The 21,825-nt window shown below is 66.0% G+C and carries 18 protein-coding genes and 3 rRNA genes; 15 read left to right on the plus strand and 6 right to left on the minus strand.

Going from position 1 to position 21,825, the window contains the following annotated elements:
* Nucleotides 1-24: 24 nt before the first annotated feature.
* The 3 genes from RLT59_RS31130 (at nt 25) to RLT59_RS31140 (ending at nt 1,096) form a co-directional block, all read left to right on the plus strand.
* On the plus strand, nt 25-135 hold the full coding sequence (locus tag RLT59_RS31130) for an SGM_5486 family transporter-associated protein (RefSeq protein ID WP_311307912.1): 111 nt from the start codon (nt 25-27) through the stop codon (nt 133-135).
* A 161-nt stretch (nt 136-296) separates the two neighbouring features.
* A complete protein-coding gene (locus RLT59_RS31135) occupies nt 297-503 on the plus strand; it encodes a hypothetical protein (protein WP_311306487.1) in 207 nt (68 codons plus the stop codon).
* Between the two features lie 74 nt (nt 504-577).
* Nucleotides 578-1,096, plus strand: coding sequence for a SixA phosphatase family protein (locus RLT59_RS31140; protein WP_311306488.1), 519 nt, complete (start codon nt 578-580; stop codon nt 1,094-1,096).
* A gap of 136 nt (nt 1,097-1,232) precedes the next feature.
* On the opposite strand, the gene serB is transcribed toward RLT59_RS31140, so the two are convergent.
* Entirely contained in the window at nt 1,233-2,489 is a 1,257-nt protein-coding gene (gene serB, locus RLT59_RS31145) for a phosphoserine phosphatase SerB (protein WP_311306489.1), read from the minus strand.
* Between the two features lie 287 nt (nt 2,490-2,776).
* Here serB and RLT59_RS31150 point away from each other — a divergent pair, with 287 nt between their 5' ends.
* Nucleotides 2,777-5,383: an ABC transporter ATP-binding protein/permease gene (locus RLT59_RS31150; protein ID WP_311306490.1), complete on the plus strand. Its 2,607-nt coding sequence runs from the start codon at nt 2,777-2,779 to the stop codon at nt 5,381-5,383.
* A gap of 95 nt (nt 5,384-5,478) precedes the next feature.
* On the opposite strand, the gene RLT59_RS31155 is transcribed toward RLT59_RS31150, so the two are convergent.
* A complete protein-coding gene (locus RLT59_RS31155) occupies nt 5,479-6,210 on the minus strand; it encodes a transglycosylase SLT domain-containing protein (protein WP_311306491.1) in 732 nt (243 codons plus the stop codon).
* Between the two features lie 429 nt (nt 6,211-6,639).
* Between RLT59_RS31155 and RLT59_RS31160 the strand changes: the two genes are divergently transcribed.
* The 3 genes from RLT59_RS31160 (at nt 6,640) to RLT59_RS31170 (ending at nt 8,829) form a co-directional block, all read left to right on the plus strand.
* Nucleotides 6,640-7,791 carry a GAF domain-containing sensor histidine kinase gene (locus RLT59_RS31160; protein WP_311306492.1) on the plus strand — a complete coding sequence of 384 codons (1,152 nt, stop codon included), beginning with the start codon at nt 6,640-6,642 and terminating at the stop codon, nt 7,789-7,791.
* Nucleotides 7,784-8,428 (plus strand): response regulator, encoded by a 645-nt coding sequence (locus tag RLT59_RS31165; protein ID WP_311306493.1) that lies wholly within the window; start codon nt 7,784-7,786, stop codon nt 8,426-8,428. The genes RLT59_RS31160 and RLT59_RS31165 overlap by 8 nt, the downstream gene beginning before the upstream one ends.
* Before the next feature lie 149 nt (nt 8,429-8,577).
* The gene (locus RLT59_RS31170) at nt 8,578-8,829 is read left to right on the plus strand and encodes a chaplin family protein (RefSeq protein ID WP_311307913.1); all 252 of its coding nucleotides are present in this window, start codon (nt 8,578-8,580) and stop codon (nt 8,827-8,829) included.
* A 100-nt stretch (nt 8,830-8,929) separates the two neighbouring features.
* On the opposite strand, the gene RLT59_RS31175 is transcribed toward RLT59_RS31170, so the two are convergent.
* Complete coding sequence (locus tag RLT59_RS31175) at nt 8,930-9,709, minus strand: Rv1486c family protein (RefSeq protein ID WP_311306494.1); 780 nt, start codon at nt 9,707-9,709, stop codon at nt 8,930-8,932.
* 198 nt (nt 9,710-9,907) lie between these two features.
* Between RLT59_RS31175 and RLT59_RS31180 the strand changes: the two genes are divergently transcribed.
* The 4 genes from RLT59_RS31180 (at nt 9,908) to RLT59_RS31195 (ending at nt 13,163) form a co-directional block, all read left to right on the plus strand.
* Complete coding sequence (locus RLT59_RS31180) at nt 9,908-10,705, plus strand: ABC transporter ATP-binding protein (protein ID WP_073739907.1); 798 nt, start codon at nt 9,908-9,910, stop codon at nt 10,703-10,705.
* 97 nt (nt 10,706-10,802) lie between these two features.
* Nucleotides 10,803-11,234 carry an NfeD family protein gene (locus RLT59_RS31185; protein WP_311306495.1) on the plus strand — a complete coding sequence of 144 codons (432 nt, stop codon included), beginning with the start codon at nt 10,803-10,805 and terminating at the stop codon, nt 11,232-11,234.
* 157 nt (nt 11,235-11,391) lie between these two features.
* Nucleotides 11,392-12,333: an SPFH domain-containing protein gene (locus RLT59_RS31190; RefSeq protein ID WP_311306496.1), complete on the plus strand. Its 942-nt coding sequence runs from the start codon at nt 11,392-11,394 to the stop codon at nt 12,331-12,333.
* Nucleotides 12,334-12,395: 62 nt separating this feature from the next.
* Nucleotides 12,396-13,163, plus strand: a complete 768-nt coding sequence (locus RLT59_RS31195; RefSeq protein WP_311306497.1) for a sulfite exporter TauE/SafE family protein — start codon at nt 12,396-12,398, stop codon at nt 13,161-13,163.
* A 61-nt stretch (nt 13,164-13,224) separates the two neighbouring features.
* Here the strand turns inward: RLT59_RS31195 and RLT59_RS31200 are convergent, their stop codons facing one another.
* The 3 genes from RLT59_RS31200 to RLT59_RS31210 all read right to left on the minus strand — a co-directional run bounded on the left by RLT59_RS31200 (nt 13,225) and on the right by RLT59_RS31210 (nt 15,259).
* Nucleotides 13,225-13,731 (minus strand): HNH endonuclease, encoded by a 507-nt coding sequence (locus RLT59_RS31200; protein ID WP_024490345.1) that lies wholly within the window; start codon nt 13,729-13,731, stop codon nt 13,225-13,227.
* 156 nt (nt 13,732-13,887) lie between these two features.
* Nucleotides 13,888-14,418, minus strand: coding sequence for a YbhB/YbcL family Raf kinase inhibitor-like protein (locus RLT59_RS31205; RefSeq protein ID WP_311306498.1), 531 nt, complete (start codon nt 14,416-14,418; stop codon nt 13,888-13,890).
* Nucleotides 14,419-14,476: 58 nt separating this feature from the next.
* Nucleotides 14,477-15,259 (minus strand): sporulation protein, encoded by a 783-nt coding sequence (locus tag RLT59_RS31210; protein WP_311306499.1) that lies wholly within the window; start codon nt 15,257-15,259, stop codon nt 14,477-14,479.
* Between the two features lie 73 nt (nt 15,260-15,332).
* Here RLT59_RS31210 and RLT59_RS31215 point away from each other — a divergent pair, with 73 nt between their 5' ends.
* From RLT59_RS31215 to rrf, 4 genes are all read left to right on the plus strand, one after another.
* Nucleotides 15,333-15,974 carry a DNA-3-methyladenine glycosylase gene (locus RLT59_RS31215; RefSeq protein ID WP_311306500.1) on the plus strand — a complete coding sequence of 214 codons (642 nt, stop codon included), beginning with the start codon at nt 15,333-15,335 and terminating at the stop codon, nt 15,972-15,974.
* Between the two features lie 577 nt (nt 15,975-16,551).
* Nucleotides 16,552-18,078, plus strand: a 16S ribosomal RNA gene (locus RLT59_RS31220).
* A 309-nt stretch (nt 18,079-18,387) separates the two neighbouring features.
* Nucleotides 18,388-21,514: ribosomal RNA gene (locus tag RLT59_RS31225) — 23S ribosomal RNA — on the plus strand.
* 111 nt (nt 21,515-21,625) lie between these two features.
* A 5S ribosomal RNA gene (gene rrf, locus RLT59_RS31230) occupies nt 21,626-21,742 on the plus strand.
* The 16S, 23S and 5S rRNA genes sit together here, the layout of an rRNA operon.
* Nucleotides 21,743-21,825 lie beyond the last annotated feature (83 nt).

The raw sequence follows: 21,825 nt of genomic DNA on the forward strand, positions 1-21,825 counted from the left end.
TGCGAGACTGGGGCCATGTCTCCTGTGCTCGACCCGAATCCCCAGAACGGTCAGAAGAAGCTCCTGCTCGTCTTCGGGGCGATGGTGCTGATCTCGGTCGTCATCGCCGTCATCGCCACCCTCGCCTCCCCCTGACGGTTCGCGCCCGCCCGGCCCCGGCGGGTGGATGGCGGTGCTAGCCCCACCATCCCCTAGGGGGTCAGGGTCAGGGTGAAGTGGGTGGGTCACCGGATGGGCCGGAGGCAGCCGGATCCGTAGGTTCTCAGGTATCAGACCCGAGACCCGCGGAGGCGGACATGCCGGCCCGTACACACCCCCGGTCCACCCGCCCGGATCCGGGCAGTGTCGAGATCCGGCTGCCCTGGTGGGCCGTCGCGCTGCCTGCCGTCGCCTTCGGCGCGCTCCTGCTGCTGATCGTCGCGCCGGGGCAGGCTCACGCGGCGACGGGCGGTTCGGCGGTGGGCCAGTTGCTTGAGCGAATAGTGGACCTGCTGACCCGCTGAGGCCCCCCGCCCGTCTCGGACCGGCCCTCCAACACCCTGCGCCAGCTGGCACAATTCGTGCGAAGCTGAGGTGTATGAGCGTCGATACACCTCGCAGGATTGTCCTTCTCAGGCACGCGAAGGCGGAATGGTCGCAGGACTCCGACCATGAGCGCCCGCTCGCGGAGCGCGGCCGCAAGGACGCACCCGTGGCAGGCCGCAAACTCGTCGATTCCGGGATCGCCGTCGATCTGGCTCTCTGTTCCACCGCGGCCAGGACGCGCGAGACATGGAAGCTGGCCGTGCACGAGATGCCCGAGCGGCCCAGGACCGTGTACGAGGAGCGGTTGTACGAGGCCTCGCTCGGCGAGCTGATCGCCCTGGTCAACGAGGTGCCCGACGAGGTACGCGACCTGCTGGTGATCGGGCACAACCCGGGCATGCACGCGCTCGCCGATGCCCTCTCGGGCGCTTCGGAGGGCGACGCCCTGGCCCGGCTGACCCGCGGCGGCTTCCCGACCGCGGCGTTCGCCGTGGTCGAGTTCCCCGGCACCTGGAAGAGCGTGGAGCACGGCGTCGGCAAGCTCACCGAGTACTGGACCCCGAACGACTGACGGCTGAGGTCTGCCGTCGGCCGGCTGACGGCAGTCCGTCCCACCGGCTACGCGGAGGGCCCCGGTGCGCGAGCTTCCGCTCGTACACCGGGGCCCTCCGTGCTGTCCGGGGCGCACCGGCCCCGGAGCCGGCTCCCTATTCGACGAGACCGTCGGCGGCCTCGACCTCCTCGCGGGTGATGCCGAGCAGATAGAGCACGGTGTCCAGGAACGGCACGTTCACCGCCGTGTGCGCGGCCCTGCGGACCACCGGCTTCGCGTTGAACGCGACGCCGAGCCCCGCGGTGTTGAGCATGTCCAGATCGTTGGCCCCGTCACCGATCGCCACGGTCTGCGCCAGCGGCACTCCGGCCTCCGCGGCGAAGCTGCGCAGCAGGCGGGCCTTGCCGGCCCGGTCGACGATGGGCCCGGTCACCCGGCCGGTGAGCTTGCCGTCGACGATCTCCAGAGTGTTGGCAGAGGCGAAGTCGAGCCCCAGCCGCTCCTTGAGATCGTCCGTGACCTGCGTGAACCCGCCCGATACGACGCCTACTTGGTAGCCGAGCAGCTTCAGGGTACGGATCAGGGTGCGGGCGCCCGGCGTCAGCCGTACCTCGGCGCGGACCTTCTCCACCACGGACACGTCGAGGCCCGCCAGCAGCGCCACCCGGGCGTGCAGCGACTGCTCGAAGTCGAGTTCACCGCGCATCGCCTGCTCGGTGACCGAGGCGACCTCCGCCTCGCAGCCGGCGTGGGCCGCGAACAGCTCGATGACCTCGTCCTGGATGAGGGTCGAATCGACGTCCATCACGACGAGCCGCTGCGCGCGGCGGCTCAGCCCGGCCGAGACCACGGCCACGTCGACGCCGATCTCGGCGGCCTCGGTGGCCAGCGCGGTCCGCAGCTCCTCGGTACCGGTGCCGGACACCGCGAACTCGACGGCTGTGACCGGGTATTTCGCCAGCCGGAAGATCCGGTCGATGTTCCCGCCGGTCGAGGTGATGCTGGCCGCTATGGCGGCGGTCGACTCCGCGGTCAGCGGGTGCCCGAGCACCGTCACATGGGAGCGGCCGTCGCCACGGGGACGGTTGTCGCCCGTGCCGGAGATGATCTCGGCCTGCAGTTTCAGCGACTCGGCCCAGCTGTGCACGGTGGCCCGCAGGTCGCCCTCCGTGGTGCCGCCCGCGACCGGGGCGGTGACCAGCACGCACAGGACGATGCGGCCACGGGTGACCACCTGCTCGATGTCGACGACGTCGACCGAGTAGGCGGCGAGGGTGTCGAACAGCCCGGCGGTGATACCGGGACGGTCCTTCCCGAAGATCTTCACGAGAAGGGTCGGTGCGTCGATGCCCTGACGTGACTCAGGGGACTCAGGAGACGGCGAGGACTGAGGTGGCTGAGATGCGCTCATGGTGCCCCCACCGTATCGGTCCGCGACGCGCCCCCGGCGGTCCGTCCCGAGGGCCGGACAGTCCGGCCCGACACCCCCAACCAGATAATTCAGCACGATCCGCAAACGTTCATGGCCAGTTTTGTCGGTAGATGACCGTTTTGTTGGCTTCAAAGCCATAACAGCGCAGGTCTCGGCAGGGTCAAACCCCCGCCCGGCTTTCGTATCGGGGACTGCTCCTGGAATAGTTCCCCACGATGTTCAGCATCCCTAGACTCCCTGCGACGGGGGTAATCGGGGGACAACTAGTGGGGCGCGGAGTGCCGGAACTCGTACTGGAATTGAATGGCAGGACCTGGACGCTCGATCCGTCCAGGTCGTACACCCTCGGACGTGATCCGCAGGGCGACATGACGATCGATGACGCCAGGGTGTCGTGGCGGCACGCCACGATCAGCTGGAACGGCCGGGGTTGGTCCATCGAGGACCACGGCAGCACCAACGGCACCTATGTCCAGGGCCAGCGGATCCACCAGCTGGAGATCGGCCCCGGCTCCACGGTGAACCTGGGCAATGCCACCGACGGGCCCCGGCTGAGCCTCAGCGGCGCCGCGGCCGGCGCAGGTGTCTACAGCGGGCAGGCCGCCGCAGGGGCCCAGGCCCAGCAGCCGCAGCAGACCCCGCCGCAGCAGCCGCAGCAGGGCGGACCCGGCTGGCCGGGACAGCAGCACCCGGGACAGCAACAGATTCCGGGCCAGCAGATTCCGGGCCAGGCCCAGCAGCCGCAGGGCTGGCAGCAGGCGCCCCAGGCGCCGCAGCAGCCCCACGGACCGCAGCAGGGCATGGCGAACAACCCCGGAAGTGGCGGGGCCGGCGGCGCGGCGGGGGCGTCACCGGTCTACGGCGACCGCAGCCCGACCACCTTCCACCAGGTCGCTCTCGGCCGGGTGATGCGCATCGGCCGTGCGCTGGAGAACGAACTGGTCGTCTCCGACCTCCAGGTCTCGCGCAACCACGCCGAGTTCCACGCGACGCCCGACGGCCGCTTCGAGATCCGTGACCTCGGATCCCACAACGGCACGTATGTCAACGGCCAGCCGCTCTCCAAGTCCGGCTCCGCGTTCATCGGCGCGAACGACATCGTCGGTGTCGGTCACTCGACGTTCCGGCTGGTCGGTGACCGCCTTGAGGAATTCGTCGACACGGGCGAGGTCTCCTTCGCCGCCCGCCACCTCACCGTGACGGTCGACGGCGGCAAGCAGATCCTCAAGGACGTCTCGTTCGGCGTCCCGGAGAAGTCGCTGATCGGCGTCATCGGCCCGTCCGGCTCCGGAAAGTCCACCCTGCTCAAGGCGCTCACCGGCTACCGGCCCGCCGACCAGGGCGAAGTCCTCTACGACAACCGGAACCTCTACAAGCAGTTCGCCGAGCTGCGCCAGCGCATCGGCCTGGTTCCGCAGGACGACATCCTGCACAAGGAACTCACGGTCACCAAGGCCCTCAAGTACGCGGCCAAGCTCCGCTTCCCCGCCGACACCACAGAGGCCGAGCGGCAGTCCCGGATCCTGGAAGTCCTCGCCGAGCTCAAGCTCGACATCCACAAGGACAAGAAGGTCACCTCGCTCTCCGGTGGCCAGCGCAAGCGCGTCTCGGTGGCCCTGGAGCTGCTCACCAAGCCCTCGCTGATATTCCTGGACGAGCCGACCTCCGGCCTCGACCCGGGCATGGACCGCGACGTCATGCAGCTGCTGCGCGGTCTGGCCGACGACGGCCGTACCGTCCTGGTCGTCACGCACTCCGTCGCCGAGCTGGCCATCTGCGACAAACTTTTGGTGATGGCGCCCGGTGGTGCCGTGGCCTACTTCGGCCCGCCGGAGGAAGCGCTCAACTTCTTCGGCTACGGCTCCTGGGCCGACGTCTTCTCCGCGTTCGAGAACTACCGCGACTACGACTGGGCGGGCCGCTGGCGCGGTTCGCAGCACTACCAGATGTACGCCGCGGACATCGACTCCGTCGCCGCGCAGTCCGTACACATGCCGCCCCCGCAGCAGATGCGCCCGCCGAAGCCGCAGGGCTGGGGCACGCAGCTGTGGACGCTGATACGCCGCTATCTGTCGGTGATCGCGTCCGACAAGGGCTTCATGGGCCTGATGGTGATCCTGCCCGCGGTGCTGGGTGTGGTGAGCGTGGTCATTCCGTCGGACTTCGGCCTCGGCCCGCCCAAGGCGCCGTCCCGGTTCAACGGCGACGCCGGGACGATCATGCTGATCCTGGTGATCGGCATGACCTTCTCGGGTGCGGCCAACTCCGTACGAGAGCTGATCAAGGAACGGGTGATCTACGAACGGGAACGGGCCACCGGCCTCTCCCGCTCGGCCTACCTGATGTCCAAGGTGATCGTGCTCGGCCTGATCACGGCCGTCCAGGGCGTCATCATCTGCGGCATCGGCTTCGCCACCCGTGATCTGCCGGCGGAGGGCCTGATCATGCCGCCGGCCGTCGAGCTCTGCGTGACGATCATCGCGCTCGGCTTCACCTCGATGATGTTCGGCCTGGTGATCTCCTCGCTGGTTAAGACCTCCGAGAAGACCATGCCGCTGCTGGTCATGTTCGCGATCGTCCAGGTGGTCTTCACCGGCATCCTCTTCCAGGTCTACGGATCGCTCGGCCTGGAACAGTTCGCCTGGCTGATGCCGTCCCGCTGGGCCATCGCCGCCGCGGGCTCGACCCTCGACCTCGCCCACCTCATGCCGCCGTGGGACCAGAAGAACCCCACCGACCTGGACCCGCTGTGGGAGCACTCGGTGAGCCAGTGGGGGATCAACATCGGGGTGCTGGTCTTCCTCGGTGTGATCTGCGGCTTCGCGGTCGCGCGGCTGCTGCGCCGCCACGAGCCCGAGGTGATGCGCAAGTAGCCGCCGCCTCGCGGCCGGCACGGTACGACGCCGAAGGGCGGCACCCCGCACGGGGTGCCGCCCTTCGGCATGTGTCACGGCGTACCGGAGTGGACTCAGTACGCGCTGTTGACGTTGTCGATCGAGCCGTACTTGTCGGCGGCGTAGTTGGCCGACGCGGTGATGTTGGCGACCGGGTCGTACTGGTCGTGGGGCGTACCGCCGACGTGGTAGGCGTCGAAGGTCGGCTTGATGATCTGGAGCAGACCCTTCGACGGGACACCGTTGACCGCGTTGACGTCCCAGTCGTTGATGGCCTTCGGGTTGCCGCTGGACTCGCGGATGATGTTGCGGTGCAGACCGTCGTAGGTGCCCGGGATGCCCTTGGCCTTCATGATGGACAGGGATTCCTTGATCCAGCCGTCCAGGTTGTTCGAGAAGACCGGGGTACGGGACTCGGAACGGCTGGCCCCCTGCTTACCGCGCTTGGACGCGGCCTTCTTCGCCTTGGCCTTCTCCTTGGCGTGAGCCTTCGCCTTGGCCTTCTTGGCCTTCTCCTTCGAGACGGCCTTGGCCTTCGCGGAGTCGGACGCCTTGATCAGCTGCTCGGCGGTGGAGTGCTGCTCGATGACGCTGGACTGGATCGTCTTGGCCTGCGAGGCGCCGGCGGCGGACGCGAAGATGACGGGGGCGCCGGAGATGGCCTGCGGCTCGGTCTCGGCATCGGCGTTACCGGGCACCAGCGACAACGAGAGCGCAGCGGCGGCGACGGCGGATATACCGGCGACGGAGAGCTTCTGGGTCTTGTTCATACGACGGAGACGGCCGGGAATGCTGGACGCGGACATGCAGGTACCTCTTCGAATCGCGGAAGTCCTCACGGAGGACGAAGACGGGAGGCGGCATCGCATCTCCGTCGGGGACGAGAGCAATTCTTAGCGACCGCAAAATGGCGTGGCAAAGGTGTGACGTACGAAGCCGGGTAGTGGGTCGGGTCCCGGCGCTAACCGTACAAACCGGACTCTTTCCCGACCGTATCGCCCTTATTTGTCCACTAGGTGACTTCGTAAGTGACGCAGGTCCTATGCGCGGCCTCACATCGGCCGGGTATCAATCTCACCAACCGTTGCTGGAGCAATCCGGAGTGTGAGCTTCCGTTTACCTTCACTCCCTGCCCGGTACGCCGTTTCCGCCGGGAGGTCCTAGTCCCCGCGCCCTAATCAGTGGCTGCCCACAGGCCGATACGGGGCCTGAGACCCGCCGGTACGGTGAGGCCCATGACCCATCGCCCACCGGCGGGCGGCCTCGCGGCAGTGAGCGCCGCACTGCTCGCCATGAGCCGGCACCTGGAAATGCGGGACGTCCTGAAGACGATCGTCGCCTCGGCCCGCGAACTGCTCGACGCCGAGTACGCGGCGCTCGGCGTCCCCGACGACCACGGCGGCTTCGCCCAGTTCGTCGTCGACGGCGTAAGCGACGAACAGTGGAAGGCCATCGGCCCGCTTCCCCGGCAGCACGGCATCCTCGCCGCGATGCTGCACGAGGCGAAGCCCGAGCGGCTCGCCGACGTCCGCAAGGACCCCCGCTTCGAGGGCTGGCCGTCCGCCCACCCCGACATGTCCGACTTCCTGGGCCTGCCCATCAGGGACGGCGCCGAGACCATCGGCGCCCTCTTCCTCGCCAACAAGCGCTGTCCGAAGCCCGAGGGCAGCTGCGGATTCACCGCCGACGACGAGGAACTGCTGGGCATCCTCGCCCAGCACGCGGCGATCGCCCTCACCAACGCACGGCTCTACGAGCGCAGCCGCGAACTCACCATCGCGGAGGAGCGCTCCCGCCTCGCCCACGAGCTGCACGACGCGGTCAGCCAGAAACTGTTCTCCCTCCGGCTCACCGCCCAGGCCGCCGCCGCCCTGGTCGACCGCGACCCGGCCCGCGCCAAGGGTGAACTCCAGCAGGTCGCCGCCCTCGCTGCGGAGGCGGTGGACGAGCTGCGGGCAGCCGTCGTCGAACTGCGCCCCGCGGCCCTCGACGAGGACGGCCTGATCGCCACCCTCCGCACCCAGATCCAGGTCCTGGACCGCGCCCACACGGCCCGGGTCACCTTCGAGAGCCTGGGCGTGCGGGCACTGCCCGCCGCACAGGAGGAAGCGCTGCTCAGGGTCGCCCAGGAGGCCCTGCACAACGCCCTGCGGCACTCGGAGGCCGGCCACGTCGGCGTCACCCTCGTACGCGGCGCCGACGGCGGCACGGTGCTCCGGATCACCGACGACGGCTGCGGCTTCGAGCCGACGGCCACCCGTCGGGCGGGGCGGCATCTGGGCCTGGTCTCGATGCGGGACCGCGCGAGCGGTGTCGGCGGCAAGCTCACCGTTGAATCGGCGCCCGGCAAGGGCACCACGATCGAGATGGAGGTACCCGGTGGCTGACAGGATCATCAAGGTGCTGCTGGTCGACGACCACCAGGTGGTCCGCCGCGGTCTGCGTACGTTCCTGGAGATCCAGGACGACATAGAGGTCGTCGGAGAGGCCTCCGACGGAGCCGAGGGGGTGGCCAGGACCGAGGAGCTCCGCCCCGACGTGGTGCTCATGGACATCAAGATGCCCGGCACCGACGGCATAGAGGCGCTGCGCAGGCTCCGGGAGCTGGAGAACCCGGCCAAGGTGCTGATCGTCACCAGCTTCACCGAACAGCGCACCGTCGTCCCCGCCCTGCGGGCCGGAGCCTCGGGGTACGTCTACAAGGACGTCGACCCGGACGCGCTGGCAGGCGCCATCCGCTCGGTGTACGCGGGCCATGTCCTGCTCCAGCCGGAAGTGGCGGGAGCACTGCTCGCCCAGGACGACCCGGGCAGCGGTACGGGCCGGGGGAGCACCCTCACCGAACGGGAGCGGGAAGTGCTGGGCCTCATCGCCGACGGCCGCTCCAACCGGGAGATCGCGCGGGCACTGGTCCTCTCGGAGAAGACCGTCAAGACGCACGTCTCGAACATCCTGATGAAGCTGGACCTCTCCGACCGCACCCAGGCCGCGCTCTGGGCGGTCCGGCACGGGGCGGCGGGCTGACCGGGCGGCCCGACCGGTCCGTCCGCGACCGGGCCGAGATTCATACTGTCGGGTGTATGTCACTCGAACGGCGCATCCCCTCCGGCGCCGGGGCGTTCTCCAAGGCGTGCTGCGGCGGCCGGCCGCGGCGAAACCAGGAGGATCCTGAAGTGAAGAACCTGAAGAAGGCCGCAGCCGTCACCATGATCGCCGGTGGCATCATCGCCGCCGGTGCCGGCGCGGCCTCCGCCACCGGTCACAGCGGTGCGGACGCCCACGGTCTCGCGACCCAGTCCCCGGGCGTGGCCAGCGGCAACCTCGCGCAGGTCCCGGTCCACGTACCGGTGAACGTGGTCGGCAACACGGTCAACGTGATCGGCCTGCTCAACCCGGCCTTCGGCAACTTCGGCCTGAACGGCTGACGCCGCGCATACCGCGTCACCACCGGGCGGGCCTCACGAAGGCCCGCCCGGCCCATGCCACACCCAAGGGCAACAGGCCGCACCCCGAGTCCCCGCCCCGCTACCGGGCCCGCTCCTCCACATACGCGTTGTACGCGGCCACCTGCGCCCGCCGGGCCACCCGCTCCACCGGCCGCAGCGCCTCCCCCCGCGCCGCCATCTCCGAGGCGCTCACCGCCCCGCCGGGCCCGTTCTCGTACGCCAGCGCGACCAGGAGCCCCACCCGCTGCGCCAGCGCCAGCACCCGCACCGCCCGTGGCGGATATCCCGGCGCAAGCACCTCGCGCCCCTGCTCCGCCCGCGCTCGGTACGCGTCCAGCGCCGCCTCTGCCACCGGCCCGGACCCCGCCACATTGAGCCGCGACAGCGCCGCCGTCGCGTCCCGCAACGCCTCCGCGAGCTCCCGCTCCGCCTCGCTCAGTGAGGGCACATCGGCCGGCGGCGCCTCCCGCACGGCCAGGCAGTGCCACGCCACGGCGACATGGAGATCCCCGGCAGGCCCCGACTCGCGCACCTCCGGCACCAGCCCGTACGGCGCGCCGTAGGTCACCACCGCCTCCTCGGCCTCCAGCGCCCGCGCGTTGAAATCCGGGGGACCACTGAGCCCCAGCGGATGCCCGGGGACCGGCAGAGCGACCCGGAAACCGGTCACCCCGAGCCCCCGCAGCCGCCCCAGGGCCAGCGTCAGGCCGACCGGCCCGGCCTCTCCCGGCAGTCCCTCGACGCGGTGCACCGCGTCCTCCCCGACGATGGCGAGGGCCGCGTCGTCCGGCGAGACGAGTCCGGCCAGCAGCGCGTTTCCCCAAGCGGCCAGCAGCCCTGAGCGTGGTTCCGAAAGCATGGCAACACCCTAGGGAACGGACCCGGCCCCTGTCTCACCCCGGCCGGACCCGGTCCGGGACGGTCCGGGGACCGCACGACAACCGTGCGACGACGGGCCCAGCGCCCGAAGCTCTCCCCCGGTGGCGTAGGTTTTCCCTGGGAGCTGTGCCCACAGGCACGCGACGAAAACGAAACTGCATGGGGAGACAACGCGCTCATGAGCGATGTACTGGAGCTGGTGGACGTATCCGTGGTCCGCGACGGACGCGCTCTGGTGGAAGACGTCTCCTGGTCGGTCAAGGAGGGGGAGCGCTGGGTCATCCTCGGCCCCAACGGCGCCGGCAAGACCACCCTCCTCAACGTCGCGTCCAGCTACCTCTTCCCGAGCAAGGGCAGCGCCACGGTCCTGGGGGAGCGGCTCGGCGGCGTCGGAACCGACGTCTTCGACCTGCGCCCCCGCATCGGGATCGCGGGCGTCGCCATGGCGGAGAAGCTGCCCAAGCGCCAGACGGTCCTGCAGACGGTGCTCACCGCCGCCTACGGCATGACCGCCACCTGGAACGAGAACTACGACAAGGTCGACGAGGACCGCGCCCGCGCCTTCCTCGACCGGCTCGGCATGACCGACTACCTGGACCGGAAGTTCGGCACCCTCTCCGAGGGCGAGCGCAAGCGCACCCTGATCGCCCGCGCCATGATGACCGACCCCGAACTGCTGCTTCTCGACGAGCCCGCCGCCGGTCTCGACCTCGGCGGACGAGAGGACCTGGTCCGCCGCCTCGGCCGGCTGGCCCGAGACCCGTACGCCCCCTCCATGATCATGGTCACCCACCATGTCGAGGAGATCGCCCCCGGCTTCACCCACGTCCTGATGATCCGCCAGGGCAAGGTGCTCGCCGCCGGCCCCATGGAGACCGAGCTCAGCTCGCGTAACCTCTCCCTCTGCTTCGGCCTGCCGCTCGTCGTCGAGCACCAGGGCGACCGCTACACCGCCCGCGGCCTGCCGCTCGGCTGAGATCCGGGCCCCGGCCCGGCACTTGGCGCGTCCCCCTAAGGCGCACCCGCCCGCTTGCGCCCTGTCGGCGGAGCGCTCCCGGTCATACGATGGCCGGGTGGACATCATCGACGCATGGGTGTGGTGGCTGATCGGCGCGGTGGGACTGGGCATCCCGCTCGTCCTGACCGCGATGCCCGAGTTCGGCATGTTCGCCGTCGGAGCGGTCGCCGCGGCGGTGGTCGCGGCTCTCGGCGGCGGAATCGTGGCTCAGGTGCTGGTCTTCGTCCTGGTCTCGGTGGCGCTGATCGCCGTGGTCCGGCCGATCGCCAACCGGCACCGCTCCGACCGGCCCCATCTGGCCACCGGCATAGACGCGTTGAAGGGCCGTCAGGCCGTCGTCCTGGAACGGGTCACCGGCGAGGGCGGGAGGGTCAAGCTGGCCGGAGAGATCTGGTCGGCCCGCGCTCTGGACGCGGAACTGAGCTACGAACCCGGCCAACAGGTCGATGTCGTCGACATCGACGGGGCCACAGCCGTCGTCATGTGACCGAACAGCCCACACGGCAGAGCCCGTTCTGTCAGACTCGATGTCGATCATCATGAGAACCGGACCGGCAGGACAACCGACCTGACCCACGGCCCCTCACACGATCTCGACCTCGATCATCGCGATCCGTCGGCAACCGAAGGGCACGAGAAAAACGATGCAACCGATCATCATCGTCCTGATCATTCTGGTGGTGCTCGTCTTCATCGCTCTGATCAAGACGATCCAGGTCATCCCACAGGCCAGCGCCGCCATCGTGGAGCGATTCGGCCGGTACACCCGCACACTCAACGCAGGCCTGAACATCGTCGTCCCGTTCATCGACTCGATCCGGAACCGGATCGACCTCCGGGAACAGGTCGTGCCCTTCCCGCCGCAGCCGGTGATCACCCAGGACAACCTGGTCGTCAACATCGACACGGTCATCTACTACCAGGTCACCGACGCCAGGGCCGCGACGTACGAAGTGGCCAGCTACATCCAGGCCATCGAGCAGCTCACCGTCACCACGCTCCGCAACATCATCGGCGGCATGGACCTGGAGCGGACGCTCACCTCCCGCGAGGAGATCAACGCCGCCCTGCGCGGAGTCCTCGACGAGGCCACCGGCAAGTGGGGCATCCGCGTCAACCGCGTCGAGCTGAAGGCGATCGAGCCGCCCACCTCCATCCAGGACTCGATGGAGAAGCAGATGCGCGCCGACCGTGACAAGCGCGCCGCGATCCTCCAGGCCGAGGGAACGCGGCAGTCCGCGATCCTCACCGCGGAGGGCGAGAAGCAGTCCGCGATCCTGCGCGCCGAAGGTGAGGCCAAGGCCGCCGCCCTGCGCGCCGAAGGCGAGGCGCAGGCTGTCCGTACGGTCTTCGAGGCGATCCACGCCGGTGACCCGGACCAGAAGCTCCTCTCGTACCAGTACCTCCAGATGCTGCCGAAGATCGCCGAGGGCGACGCCAACAAGCTCTGGATCGTGCCCAGCGAGATCGGTGACGCCCTCAAGGGCCTCAGCGGCGCCTTCGGGAACCTCGGCACCGGCGGCATGCCCGGCTTCAACACCGGCGACTCGGGCAAGGAGCGCCGGGAGCAGCCCCCCGTCGACTGACGTGTACACCCCCTCGGGCATGATCTGTGCACCAAGCACCGATCAGCCACGGGGGATTCGGGATGACCATCTGGGAGATGCTCGCGGTCTTCGCCGCGGGCATCAGCGCGGGCACGATCAACACGATCGTCGGTTCGGGAACGCTGATCACCTTTCCGGTGCTCCTCGCCACCGGTCTGCCCCCGGTCACCGCCACGGTCTCCAACGCACTCGGCCTGATCCCCGGCTCCATCAGCGGCGCGATCGGCTACCGCAAGGAGCTCGAAGGGCAGCGCCCACGCGTCCTGAAGCTCGCCGTGGGCGCGCTCATCGGCGGACTGACCGGCGCCACCCTGCTGCTGGCGCTGCCGTCCACGGCCTTCGAGACCATCGTCCCGATCCTGGTCGCCATGGCCCTCGTCCTGGTCATCCTGCAACCACGCATCAGCAAAGCCGTCCAGCGCCGCCGCGAACACACCGGCGTCCCCGCCCGCCCCGACGGCGGCCCGCTGCTCTCCGTCGGCCTGATGCTCGCCAGCGTCTACGGCGGCTACTTCACCGCCGCCCAGGGGATCATCTACCTCTCCCTGATGGGCATGCTGCTCGACGACACCATGCAGCGCCTCAACGCCGTGAAGAACGTCCTGGCCGCCGTCGTCAACAGCATCGCCGCGCTGTTCTTCCTCTTCGTCGCGGACTTCGACTGGACCGCCGTCGTACTGATCGCGATCGGCTCCGCGCTCGGCGGCCAGATCGGCGCCAAGGTCGGCCGCCGGCTGAGCCCCGCCATCCTGCGCGCCCTCATCGTCACGGTCGGAACGGTCGCCATCGTCCAACTGCTGCTCCGCTGACCCGCGGCAGCCCGTCTCCGCCCGGAGACGGGCCCCGGCTGCCGCACCCGGCGTAGACCCACTACGCCGCGGACTGCGCCAGCCACTCCGGCAGCGCCGAGCGGTCACCGGCCCCCAGCGCCAGCAGCATCGCATCGGCGGGGGACGGCACGAACGGCTGCCGCAACAGCGGCATCCCCGCCTGCTCCGGGGTGCGGGCCGCCTTGCGGTGATTGTCCTCCGCGCAGGAGGCCACCGTGTTCAGCCAGGTGTCCTGGCCCCCCTGGGCGCGCGGCACCACGTGGTCGACGGTGCTCGCCCGCCGCCCGCAGTACGCGCACCGGTGCTGGTCCCGGATGAGCACACCCCTTCTGGACCACGGGGCGTGTCTTCGGAACGGCACCCGCACGTACCGGCAGAGCCTGATCACCCGGGGCACCGGAATATCCACGGCGGCACCGCGCATGCGGAGGCCGGGATGGGACTGCTCGACGACGGCCTTGTCCTGCAGGATCAGCACCACCGCACGATTCAGCGTCACCGTCGACAGCGGCTCGAAGCTCGCATTCAGCACCAGCGTGTCCCGCATCCCGCCCACCTCCCGTGTGCCGCCCACCACCTGGCAGGCCCGGATCAACTCTGGCCGGGCAGGCCGCAATGGACAACGCAATAAAAAGTGCCCTGCCCTGATCTCTCCAGGACCAGGGCAGGGCAAACAGGGGGGATCTATCGACTTTTCCGGGCCTCAGGCGGGCCCGGCGTACTCACCGATCAGCTGGGCGCGGCCCAGCGTGTGGAAGCGCAGATTGAAACCGACCACAGCGGGCGACGCGTCGCTGTCCGGTCCGAGCTTCTCGCTGTCCACCGCGTACACGGTGAACACGTACCGGTGGTTCTCGCCGGGCGGCGGCGCCGCGCCGCCGAAGTCCTTCGACCCGTAGTCGTTGCGGACGTGCACGGCGCCCTCGGGCAGCCCATCGAACTTCCCGCCGCCCGCACCGGCCGGCAGCTCCGTGACGGACGCGGGGATGTCGAAGAGCACCCAGTGCCAGAACCCGCTGCCGGTCGGAGCGTCCGGGTCGAAGCACGTCACGGCGAAACTCTTCGTCTCCGCCGGGAACCCCTCCCACCGCAGCTGGGGAGAGGTGTTCCCCGCCGCTTGCACCTGTGCGTCCGCAAGCACGGCCCCCGGTGCGAGGTCTTCGCTCACCACGGTGAACGAGGGGACCTCGGGATGGAAGTCGTGCGGCAGCGGCGCCCTTTTCGGCTGGGTCACGTCAGCACCTCTCCTGTAGCGGTTCCGGTTCCGGTATCGGCGGGTCTCCCCACCGACCCTAGAGCCAGTTGCGCTGACCGCCGACCTGGGCGAGCCACTGGTTGAGATAAGCCGCCCAGTCGGTCCCGTGGTAGTCGTTCAGACCCACCTTGAAGGCACGGTAGGAGTCGCTGCCCTCACTGAAGAGTCCCGCCTTCTTGTCCATCTCCAGCACGACGTCCATCTCACGGTCGTCCGCGACGAACGTCAGCTCGACCTGGTTCAGCCCCCGGTACTGCGACGGCGGGAAGAACTCGATCTCCTGGTAGAAGGGCAGCCGCTGACGCGTACCGCGGATGTGACCGCGCTCCATGTCGGCGCTGCGGAAGCCGAAGCCCAGCTGCCCGAAGGCGTCCAGGATGGCCTGCTGCGCCGGCAGCGGGTGCACGTTGACGGGGTCCAGGTCCCCGGAGTCCAGCGCGCGTGCGATCTCCAGCTCCGTGGTCACGCCGATGTTCATGCCGTGCAGGTGCTGGCCCGCGAACATCGTGATGGGCGTCTCCCAGGGGATCTCCAGCCCGAACGGCACGACGTGCACCGCACCCGCCCTGACCTCGAACGCGCCGCCGAGCCGCAGCTTGGTGAACTCGATGTCCTGCTTGGTCTCCTGGTCCTGGCCCTCGACCTCGACCCGGGCCTGCAGCCCGACGGAGAGCCCCTCGATCTGCTGGTCCACGGAGCCGCCCTGGACCCGCACCTCACCCTGGACGACCCCACCCGGTACGACGTTGAGCTCGGTCAGCTCCGTCTCCACCGAGGCGCCACCGGCACCCATGCTCGCGAGCAGCCGCTTGAAGCCCATGTTTTCTCCTCCTAGGTCCTGACCCCTACATACGCGCCATGACCGTAGTCGGTTCCCGGTAGCCTCGGACTCCATGATCGAGGGCCAGGAACGTACGCCGCTGACGCGGGAATTCTTCGACCGCCCCGTGCTGGACGTGGCGCCGGATCTACTGGGCCGGACACTGGTCCGCAGTACACCGGAAGGTCCCATCGAGCTGCGTCTCACCGAGGTGGAGGCATACGCGGGGGAGATCGACCCCGGTTCGCACGCCTTCCGGGGCCGGACCGCCCGCAACGGCGTGATGTACGGGCCGCCCGGCCACGCGTACGTCTACTTCACCTACGGGATGTGGCACTGCCTCAACCTGGTGTGCGGCCCGGAGGGCATGGCGAGCGGTGTGCTGCTGAGGGCCGGCTCCTTCCTCACGGGCGCGGAGCTCACCCGCAAACGTCGACTCTCGGCCCGCAATGACCGAGAACTGGCCAAAGGGCCGGCCCGGCTCGCGACGGCGCTGGACGTCGACCGCGCGCTCGACGGCACCGACGCCATCGCCCACCCGGGCGCCGTCCTCTCGGTACTGCGCGGCACCCCGCCCCCGCGCGACCAGGTACGCAACGGTCCGCGCACCGGAGTGGGCGGTGATGGAGCCACCCACCCCTGGCGTTTCTGGATCGACGGCGATCCCACCGTGAGCCCGTACCGGGCGCACGCACCACGCCGCAGGTCAACTTGACTCGCCCATCCGGGGTGCCTAATGTAGTCCGAGCCGCTTGACACGGGTACAGCGAACGGATCGGTCCATCGGACCTGTTGCCGGGCAACTCGAAGCGGCCAACCACTACCTACGACTCACCCCAGCGGGTGCGGATTTTTGGCGTGCCGAAATCCGAGCCCATTGACTCGATTATGAGTAACCGGGGGAATCGGCTAAAGTAGTGAACACGCCGAAAGGGAAAGCGCGAAAGCGAATTCCTGGAAAGCAATCCCGCTTCGACCGGGAATCGGACACGAAAGAGTCTGATAGAGTCGGAAACGCAAGACCGAAGGGAAGCGCCCGGAGGAAAGCCCGATGAGGGTGAGTACAAAGGAAGCGTCCGTTCCTTGAGAACTCAACAGCGTGCCAAAAGTCAACGCCAGATACGTTGATACCCCGACCTGCTTCGGCAGGTTCGAGGTTCCTTTGAAAGTCCTGGCAGACCCACTTGTGGTTCTACCAGGCAATGCACATAGCGAGGACACAGTGAACGGTCGGTCTTATTCCGACTCGACTGTTCCGCTCTCGTGGTGTGATCCCCGATTACGGGAAAACATTCACGGAGAGTTTGATCCTGGCTCAGGACGAACGCTGGCGGCGTGCTTAACACATGCAAGTCGAACGATGAAGCCCTTCGGGGTGGATTAGTGGCGAACGGGTGAGTAACACGTGGGCAATCTGCCCTTCACTCTGGGACAAGCCCTGGAAACGGGGTCTAATACCGGATAATACTTTCTCTCTCATGGGGGAAGGTTAAAAGCTCCGGCGGTGAAGGATGAGCCCGCGGCCTATCAGCTAGTTGGTGGGGTAATGGCCTACCAAGGCGACGACGGGTAGCTGACCTGAGAGGGCGACCGGCCACACTGGGACTGAGACACGGCCCAGACTCCTACGGGAGGCAGCAGTGGGGAATATTGCACAATGGGCGAAAGCCTGATGCAGCGACGCCGCGTGAGGGATGACGGCCTTCGGGTTGTAAACCTCTTTCAGCAGGGAAGAAGCGAAAGTGACGGTACCTGCAGAAGAAGCGCTAAGCTAACTACGTGCCAGCAGCCGCGGTAATACGTAGGGCGCAAGCGTTGTCCGGAATTATTGGGCGTAAAGAGCTCGTAGGCGGCTTGTTGCGTCGGTTGTGAAAGCCCGGGGCTTAACCCCGGGTCTGCAGTCGATACGGGCAGGCTAGAGTGTGGTAGGGGAGATCGGAATTCCTGGTGTAGCGGTGAAATGCGCAGATATCAGGAGGAACACCGGTGGCGAAGGCGGATCTCTGGGCCATTACTGACGCTGAGGAGCGAAAGCGTGGGGAGCGAACAGGATTAGATACCCTGGTAGTCCACGCCGTAAACGTTGGGAACTAGGTGTTGGCGACATTCCACGTCGTCGGTGCCGCAGCTAACGCATTAAGTTCCCCGCCTGGGGAGTACGGCCGCAAGGCTAAAACTCAAAGGAATTGACGGGGGCCCGCACAAGCAGCGGAGCATGTGGCTTAATTCGACGCAACGCGAAGAACCTTACCAAGGCTTGACATACACCGGAAAGCATCAGAGATGGTGCCCCCCTTGTGGTCGGTGTACAGGTGGTGCATGGCTGTCGTCAGCTCGTGTCGTGAGATGTTGGGTTAAGTCCCGCAACGAGCGCAACCCTTGTTCTGTGTTGCCAGCATGCCCTTCGGGGTGATGGGGACTCACAGGAGACTGCCGGGGTCAACTCGGAGGAAGGTGGGGACGACGTCAAGTCATCATGCCCCTTATGTCTTGGGCTGCACACGTGCTACAATGGCCGGTACAATGAGCTGCGATGCCGCGAGGCGGAGCGAATCTCAAAAAGCCGGTCTCAGTTCGGATTGGGGTCTGCAACTCGACCCCATGAAGTCGGAGTTGCTAGTAATCGCAGATCAGCATTGCTGCGGTGAATACGTTCCCGGGCCTTGTACACACCGCCCGTCACGTCACGAAAGTCGGTAACACCCGAAGCCGGTGGCCCAACCCCTTGTGGGAGGGAGCTGTCGAAGGTGGGACTGGCGATTGGGACGAAGTCGTAACAAGGTAGCCGTACCGGAAGGTGCGGCTGGATCACCTCCTTTCTAAGGAGCATCTAGATTCCGTAAGGAATCCAGAGCCACTACGCCGAGCAAATGTTCGGCGGTGGTCAGCTCATGGGTGGAACGTTGACTATTCAGTACCGGTGGTTCAACCGGTTCGTAAGTACTGCTCCTCGGAGCGTGGAAAACGAACCGACTGAATTACAGGTTCTGGGCACGCTGTTGGGTGTCTGAAGGTATGGCCGCAAGGTCGCCTTCAAACGCCAAGCCCCAGTGAACTCATCCGGTAAGGATGGGGTGATGGGTGGCTGGTCGTTGCTTGAGAACTGCACAGTGGACGCGAGCATCTGTGGCCAAGTTTTTAAGGGCGCACGGTGGATGCCTTGGCACCAGGAACCGATGAAGGACGTGGGAGGCCACGATAGGCCCCGGGGAGCTGTCAACCAAGCTTTGATCCGGGGGTGTCCGAATGGGGAAACCCGGCAGTCGTCATGGGCTGTCACCCGCTGCTGAACACATAGGCAGTGTGGAGGGAACGCGGGGAAGTGAAACATCTCAGTACCCGCAGGAAGAGAAAACAACCGTGATTCCGGGAGTAGTGGCGAGCGAAACTGGATCAGGCCAAACCGTATGCGTGTGATACCCGGCAGGGGTTGCGCATGCGGGGTTGTGGGATCTCTTTTTCATAGTCTGCTTAGCTGTGAGACGAGTCAGAAACCGTTGATGTAGGCGAAGGACATGCGAAAGGTCCGGCGTAGAGGGTAAGACCCCCGTAGCTGAAACATTAACGGCTCGTTTGAGAGACACCCAAGTAGCACGGGGCCCGAGAAATCCCGTGTGAATCTGGCGGGACCACCCGTTAAGCCTAAATATTCCCTGGTGACCGATAGCGGATAGTACCGTGAGGGAATGGTGAAAAGTACCGCGGGAGCGGAGTGAAATAGTACCTGAAACCGTGTGCCTACAAGCCGTGGGAGCGTCGCGCGCCGAGTTTACTCGGTGCGTCGTGACTGCGTGCCTTTTGAAGAATGAGCCTGCGAGTTAGCGGTGTGTAGCGAGGTTAACCCGTGTGGGGAAGCCGTAGCGAAAGCGAGTCCGAATAGGGCGTTTGAGTTGCACGCTCTAGACCCGAAGCGGAGTGATCTAGCCATGGGCAGGTTGAAGCGGAGGTAAGACTTCGTGGAGGACCGAACCCACCAGGGTTGAAAACCTGGGGGATGACCTGTGGTTAGGGGTGAAAGGCCAATCAAACTCCGTGATAGCTGGTTCTCCCCGAAATGCATTTAGGTGCAGCGTCGTGTGTTTCTTGCCGGAGGTAGAGCACTGGATAGGCGATGGGCCCTACCGGGTTACTGACCTTAGCCAAACTCCGAATGCCGGTAAGTGAGAGCACGGCAGTGAGACTGTGGGGGATAAGCTCCATGGTCGAGAGGGAAACAGCCCAGAGCATCGACTAAGGCCCCTAAGCGTACGCTAAGTGGGAAAGGATGTGGAGTCGCAGAGACAACCAGGAGGTTGGCTTAGAAGCAGCCACCCTTGAAAGAGTGCGTAATAGCTCACTGGTCAAGTGATTCCGCGCCGACAATGTAGCGGGGCTCAAGCGTACCGCCGAAGTCGTGTCATTCACACATATAGGGCCAACGCCTGTGTGGATGGGTAGGGGAGCGTCGTGTGCCGGGTGAAGCAGCCGCGGAAGCGAGTTGTGGACGGTTCACGAGTGAGAATGCAGGCATGAGTAGCGATACACACGTGAGAAACGTGTGCGCCGATTGACTAAGGGTTCCTGGGTCAAGCTGATCTGCCCAGGGTAAGTCGGGACCTAAGGCGAGGCCGACAGGCGTAGTCGATGGACAACCGGTTGATATTCCGGTACCCGCTTTGAAACGCCCAGTACTGAATCAGGCGATGCTAAGTCCGTGAAGCCGGCCCGATCTCTTCGGAGTTGAGGGTAGTGGTGGAGCCGGCGAACCAGACTTGTAGTAGGTAAGCGATGGGGTGACGCAGGAAGGTAGTCCAGCCCGGGCGGTGGTAGTCCCGGGGTAAGGGTGTAGGCCGTGTGGTAGGTAAATCCGTCACACGTTAAGGCTGAGACCTGATGCCGAGCCGATTGTGGTGAAGTGGATGATCCTATGCTGTCGAGAAAAGCCTCTAGCGAGTTTCATGGCGGCCCGTACCCTAAACCGACTCAGGTGGTCAGGTAGAGAATACCGAGGCGTTCGGGTGAACTATGGTTAAGGAACTCGGCAAAATGCCCCCGTAACTTCGGGAGAAGGGGGGCCATCACTGGTGATCGGATTTACTCCGTGAGCTGGGGGTGGCCGCAGAGACCAGCGAGAAGCGACTGTTTACTAAAAACACAGGTCCGTGCGAAGCCGTAAGGCGATGTATACGGACTGACGCCTGCCCGGTGCTGGAACGTTAAGGGGACCGGTTAGCTGACTTTCGGGTCGGCGAAGCTGAGAACTTAAGCGCCAGTAAACGGCGGTGGTAACTATAACCATCCTAAGGTAGCGAAATTCCTTGTCGGGTAAGTTCCGACCTGCACGAATGGCGTAACGACTTCTCGACTGTCTCAACCATAGGCCCGGTGAAATTGCACTACGAGTAAAGATGCTCGTTTCGCGCAGCAGGACGGAAAGACCCCGGGACCTTTACTATAGTTTGATATTGGTGTTCGGTTCGGCTTGTGTAGGATAGGTGGGAGACTTTGAAGCGGCCACGCCAGTGGTTGTGGAGTCGTCGTTGAAATACCACTCTGGTCGTGCTGGATGTCTAACCTGGGTCCGTGATCCGGATCAGGGACAGTGTCTGATGGGTAGTTTAACTGGGGCGGTTGCCTCCTAAAGAGTAACGGAGGCGCCCAAAGGTTCCCTCAGCCTGGTTGGCAATCAGGTGTTGAGTGTAAGTGCACAAGGGAGCTTGACTGTGAGACCGACGGGTCGAGCAGGGACGAAAGTCGGGACTAGTGATCCGGCAGTGGCTTGTGGAAGCGCTGTCGCTCAACGGATAAAAGGTACCCCGGGGATAACAGGCTGATCTTCCCCAAGAGTCCATATCGACGGGATGGTTTGGCACCTCGATGTCGGCTCGTCGCATCCTGGGGCTGGAGTCGGTCCCAAGGGTTGGGCTGTTCGCCCATTAAAGCGGTACGCGAGCTGGGTTTAGAACGTCGTGAGACAGTTCGGTCCCTATCCGCTGTGCGCGTAGGAATATTGAGAAGGGCTGTCCCTAGTACGAGAGGACCGGGACGGACGAACCTCTGGTGTGCCAGTTGTCCTGCCAAGGGCATGGCTGGTTGGCTACGTTCGGAAAGGATAACCGCTGAAAGCATCTAAGCGGGAAGCCTGCTTCGAGATGAGTATTCCCACCTCCTTTGAGGGGTTAAGGCTCCCAGTAGACGACTGGGTTGATAGGCCAGATGTGGAAGCCCGGTAACGGGTGGAGCTGACTGGTACTAATAGGCCGAGGGCTTGTCCTCAGTTGCTCGCGTCCACTGTGTTGTTCCCGGGTTGCGAACAGTTATCGCACCGGTTGAACAGCTTCACTACTTAATTGAAAAGTGTGCTTGTTCGCTAGAACCCGATAGGGTTTCGGTGGTCATTGCGTTAGGGAAACGCCCGGTTACATTCCGAACCCGGAAGCTAAGCCTTTCAGCGCCGATGGTACTGCAGGGGGGACCCTGTGGGAGAGTAGGACGCCGCCGAACAATCTTTCAAGGACCCTTGGTCCCAGCGTTCAACGCTGGGACCAAGGGTCCTTTTTGTTTTGTCGAAGCGCGTCGGGTGTCCG

Origin of the sequence: Streptomyces sp. ITFR-6 (assembly GCF_031844725.1) — a bacterium.
In the GTDB taxonomy this organism is placed as follows: Bacteria; Actinomycetota; Actinomycetes; order Streptomycetales; family Streptomycetaceae; genus Streptomyces.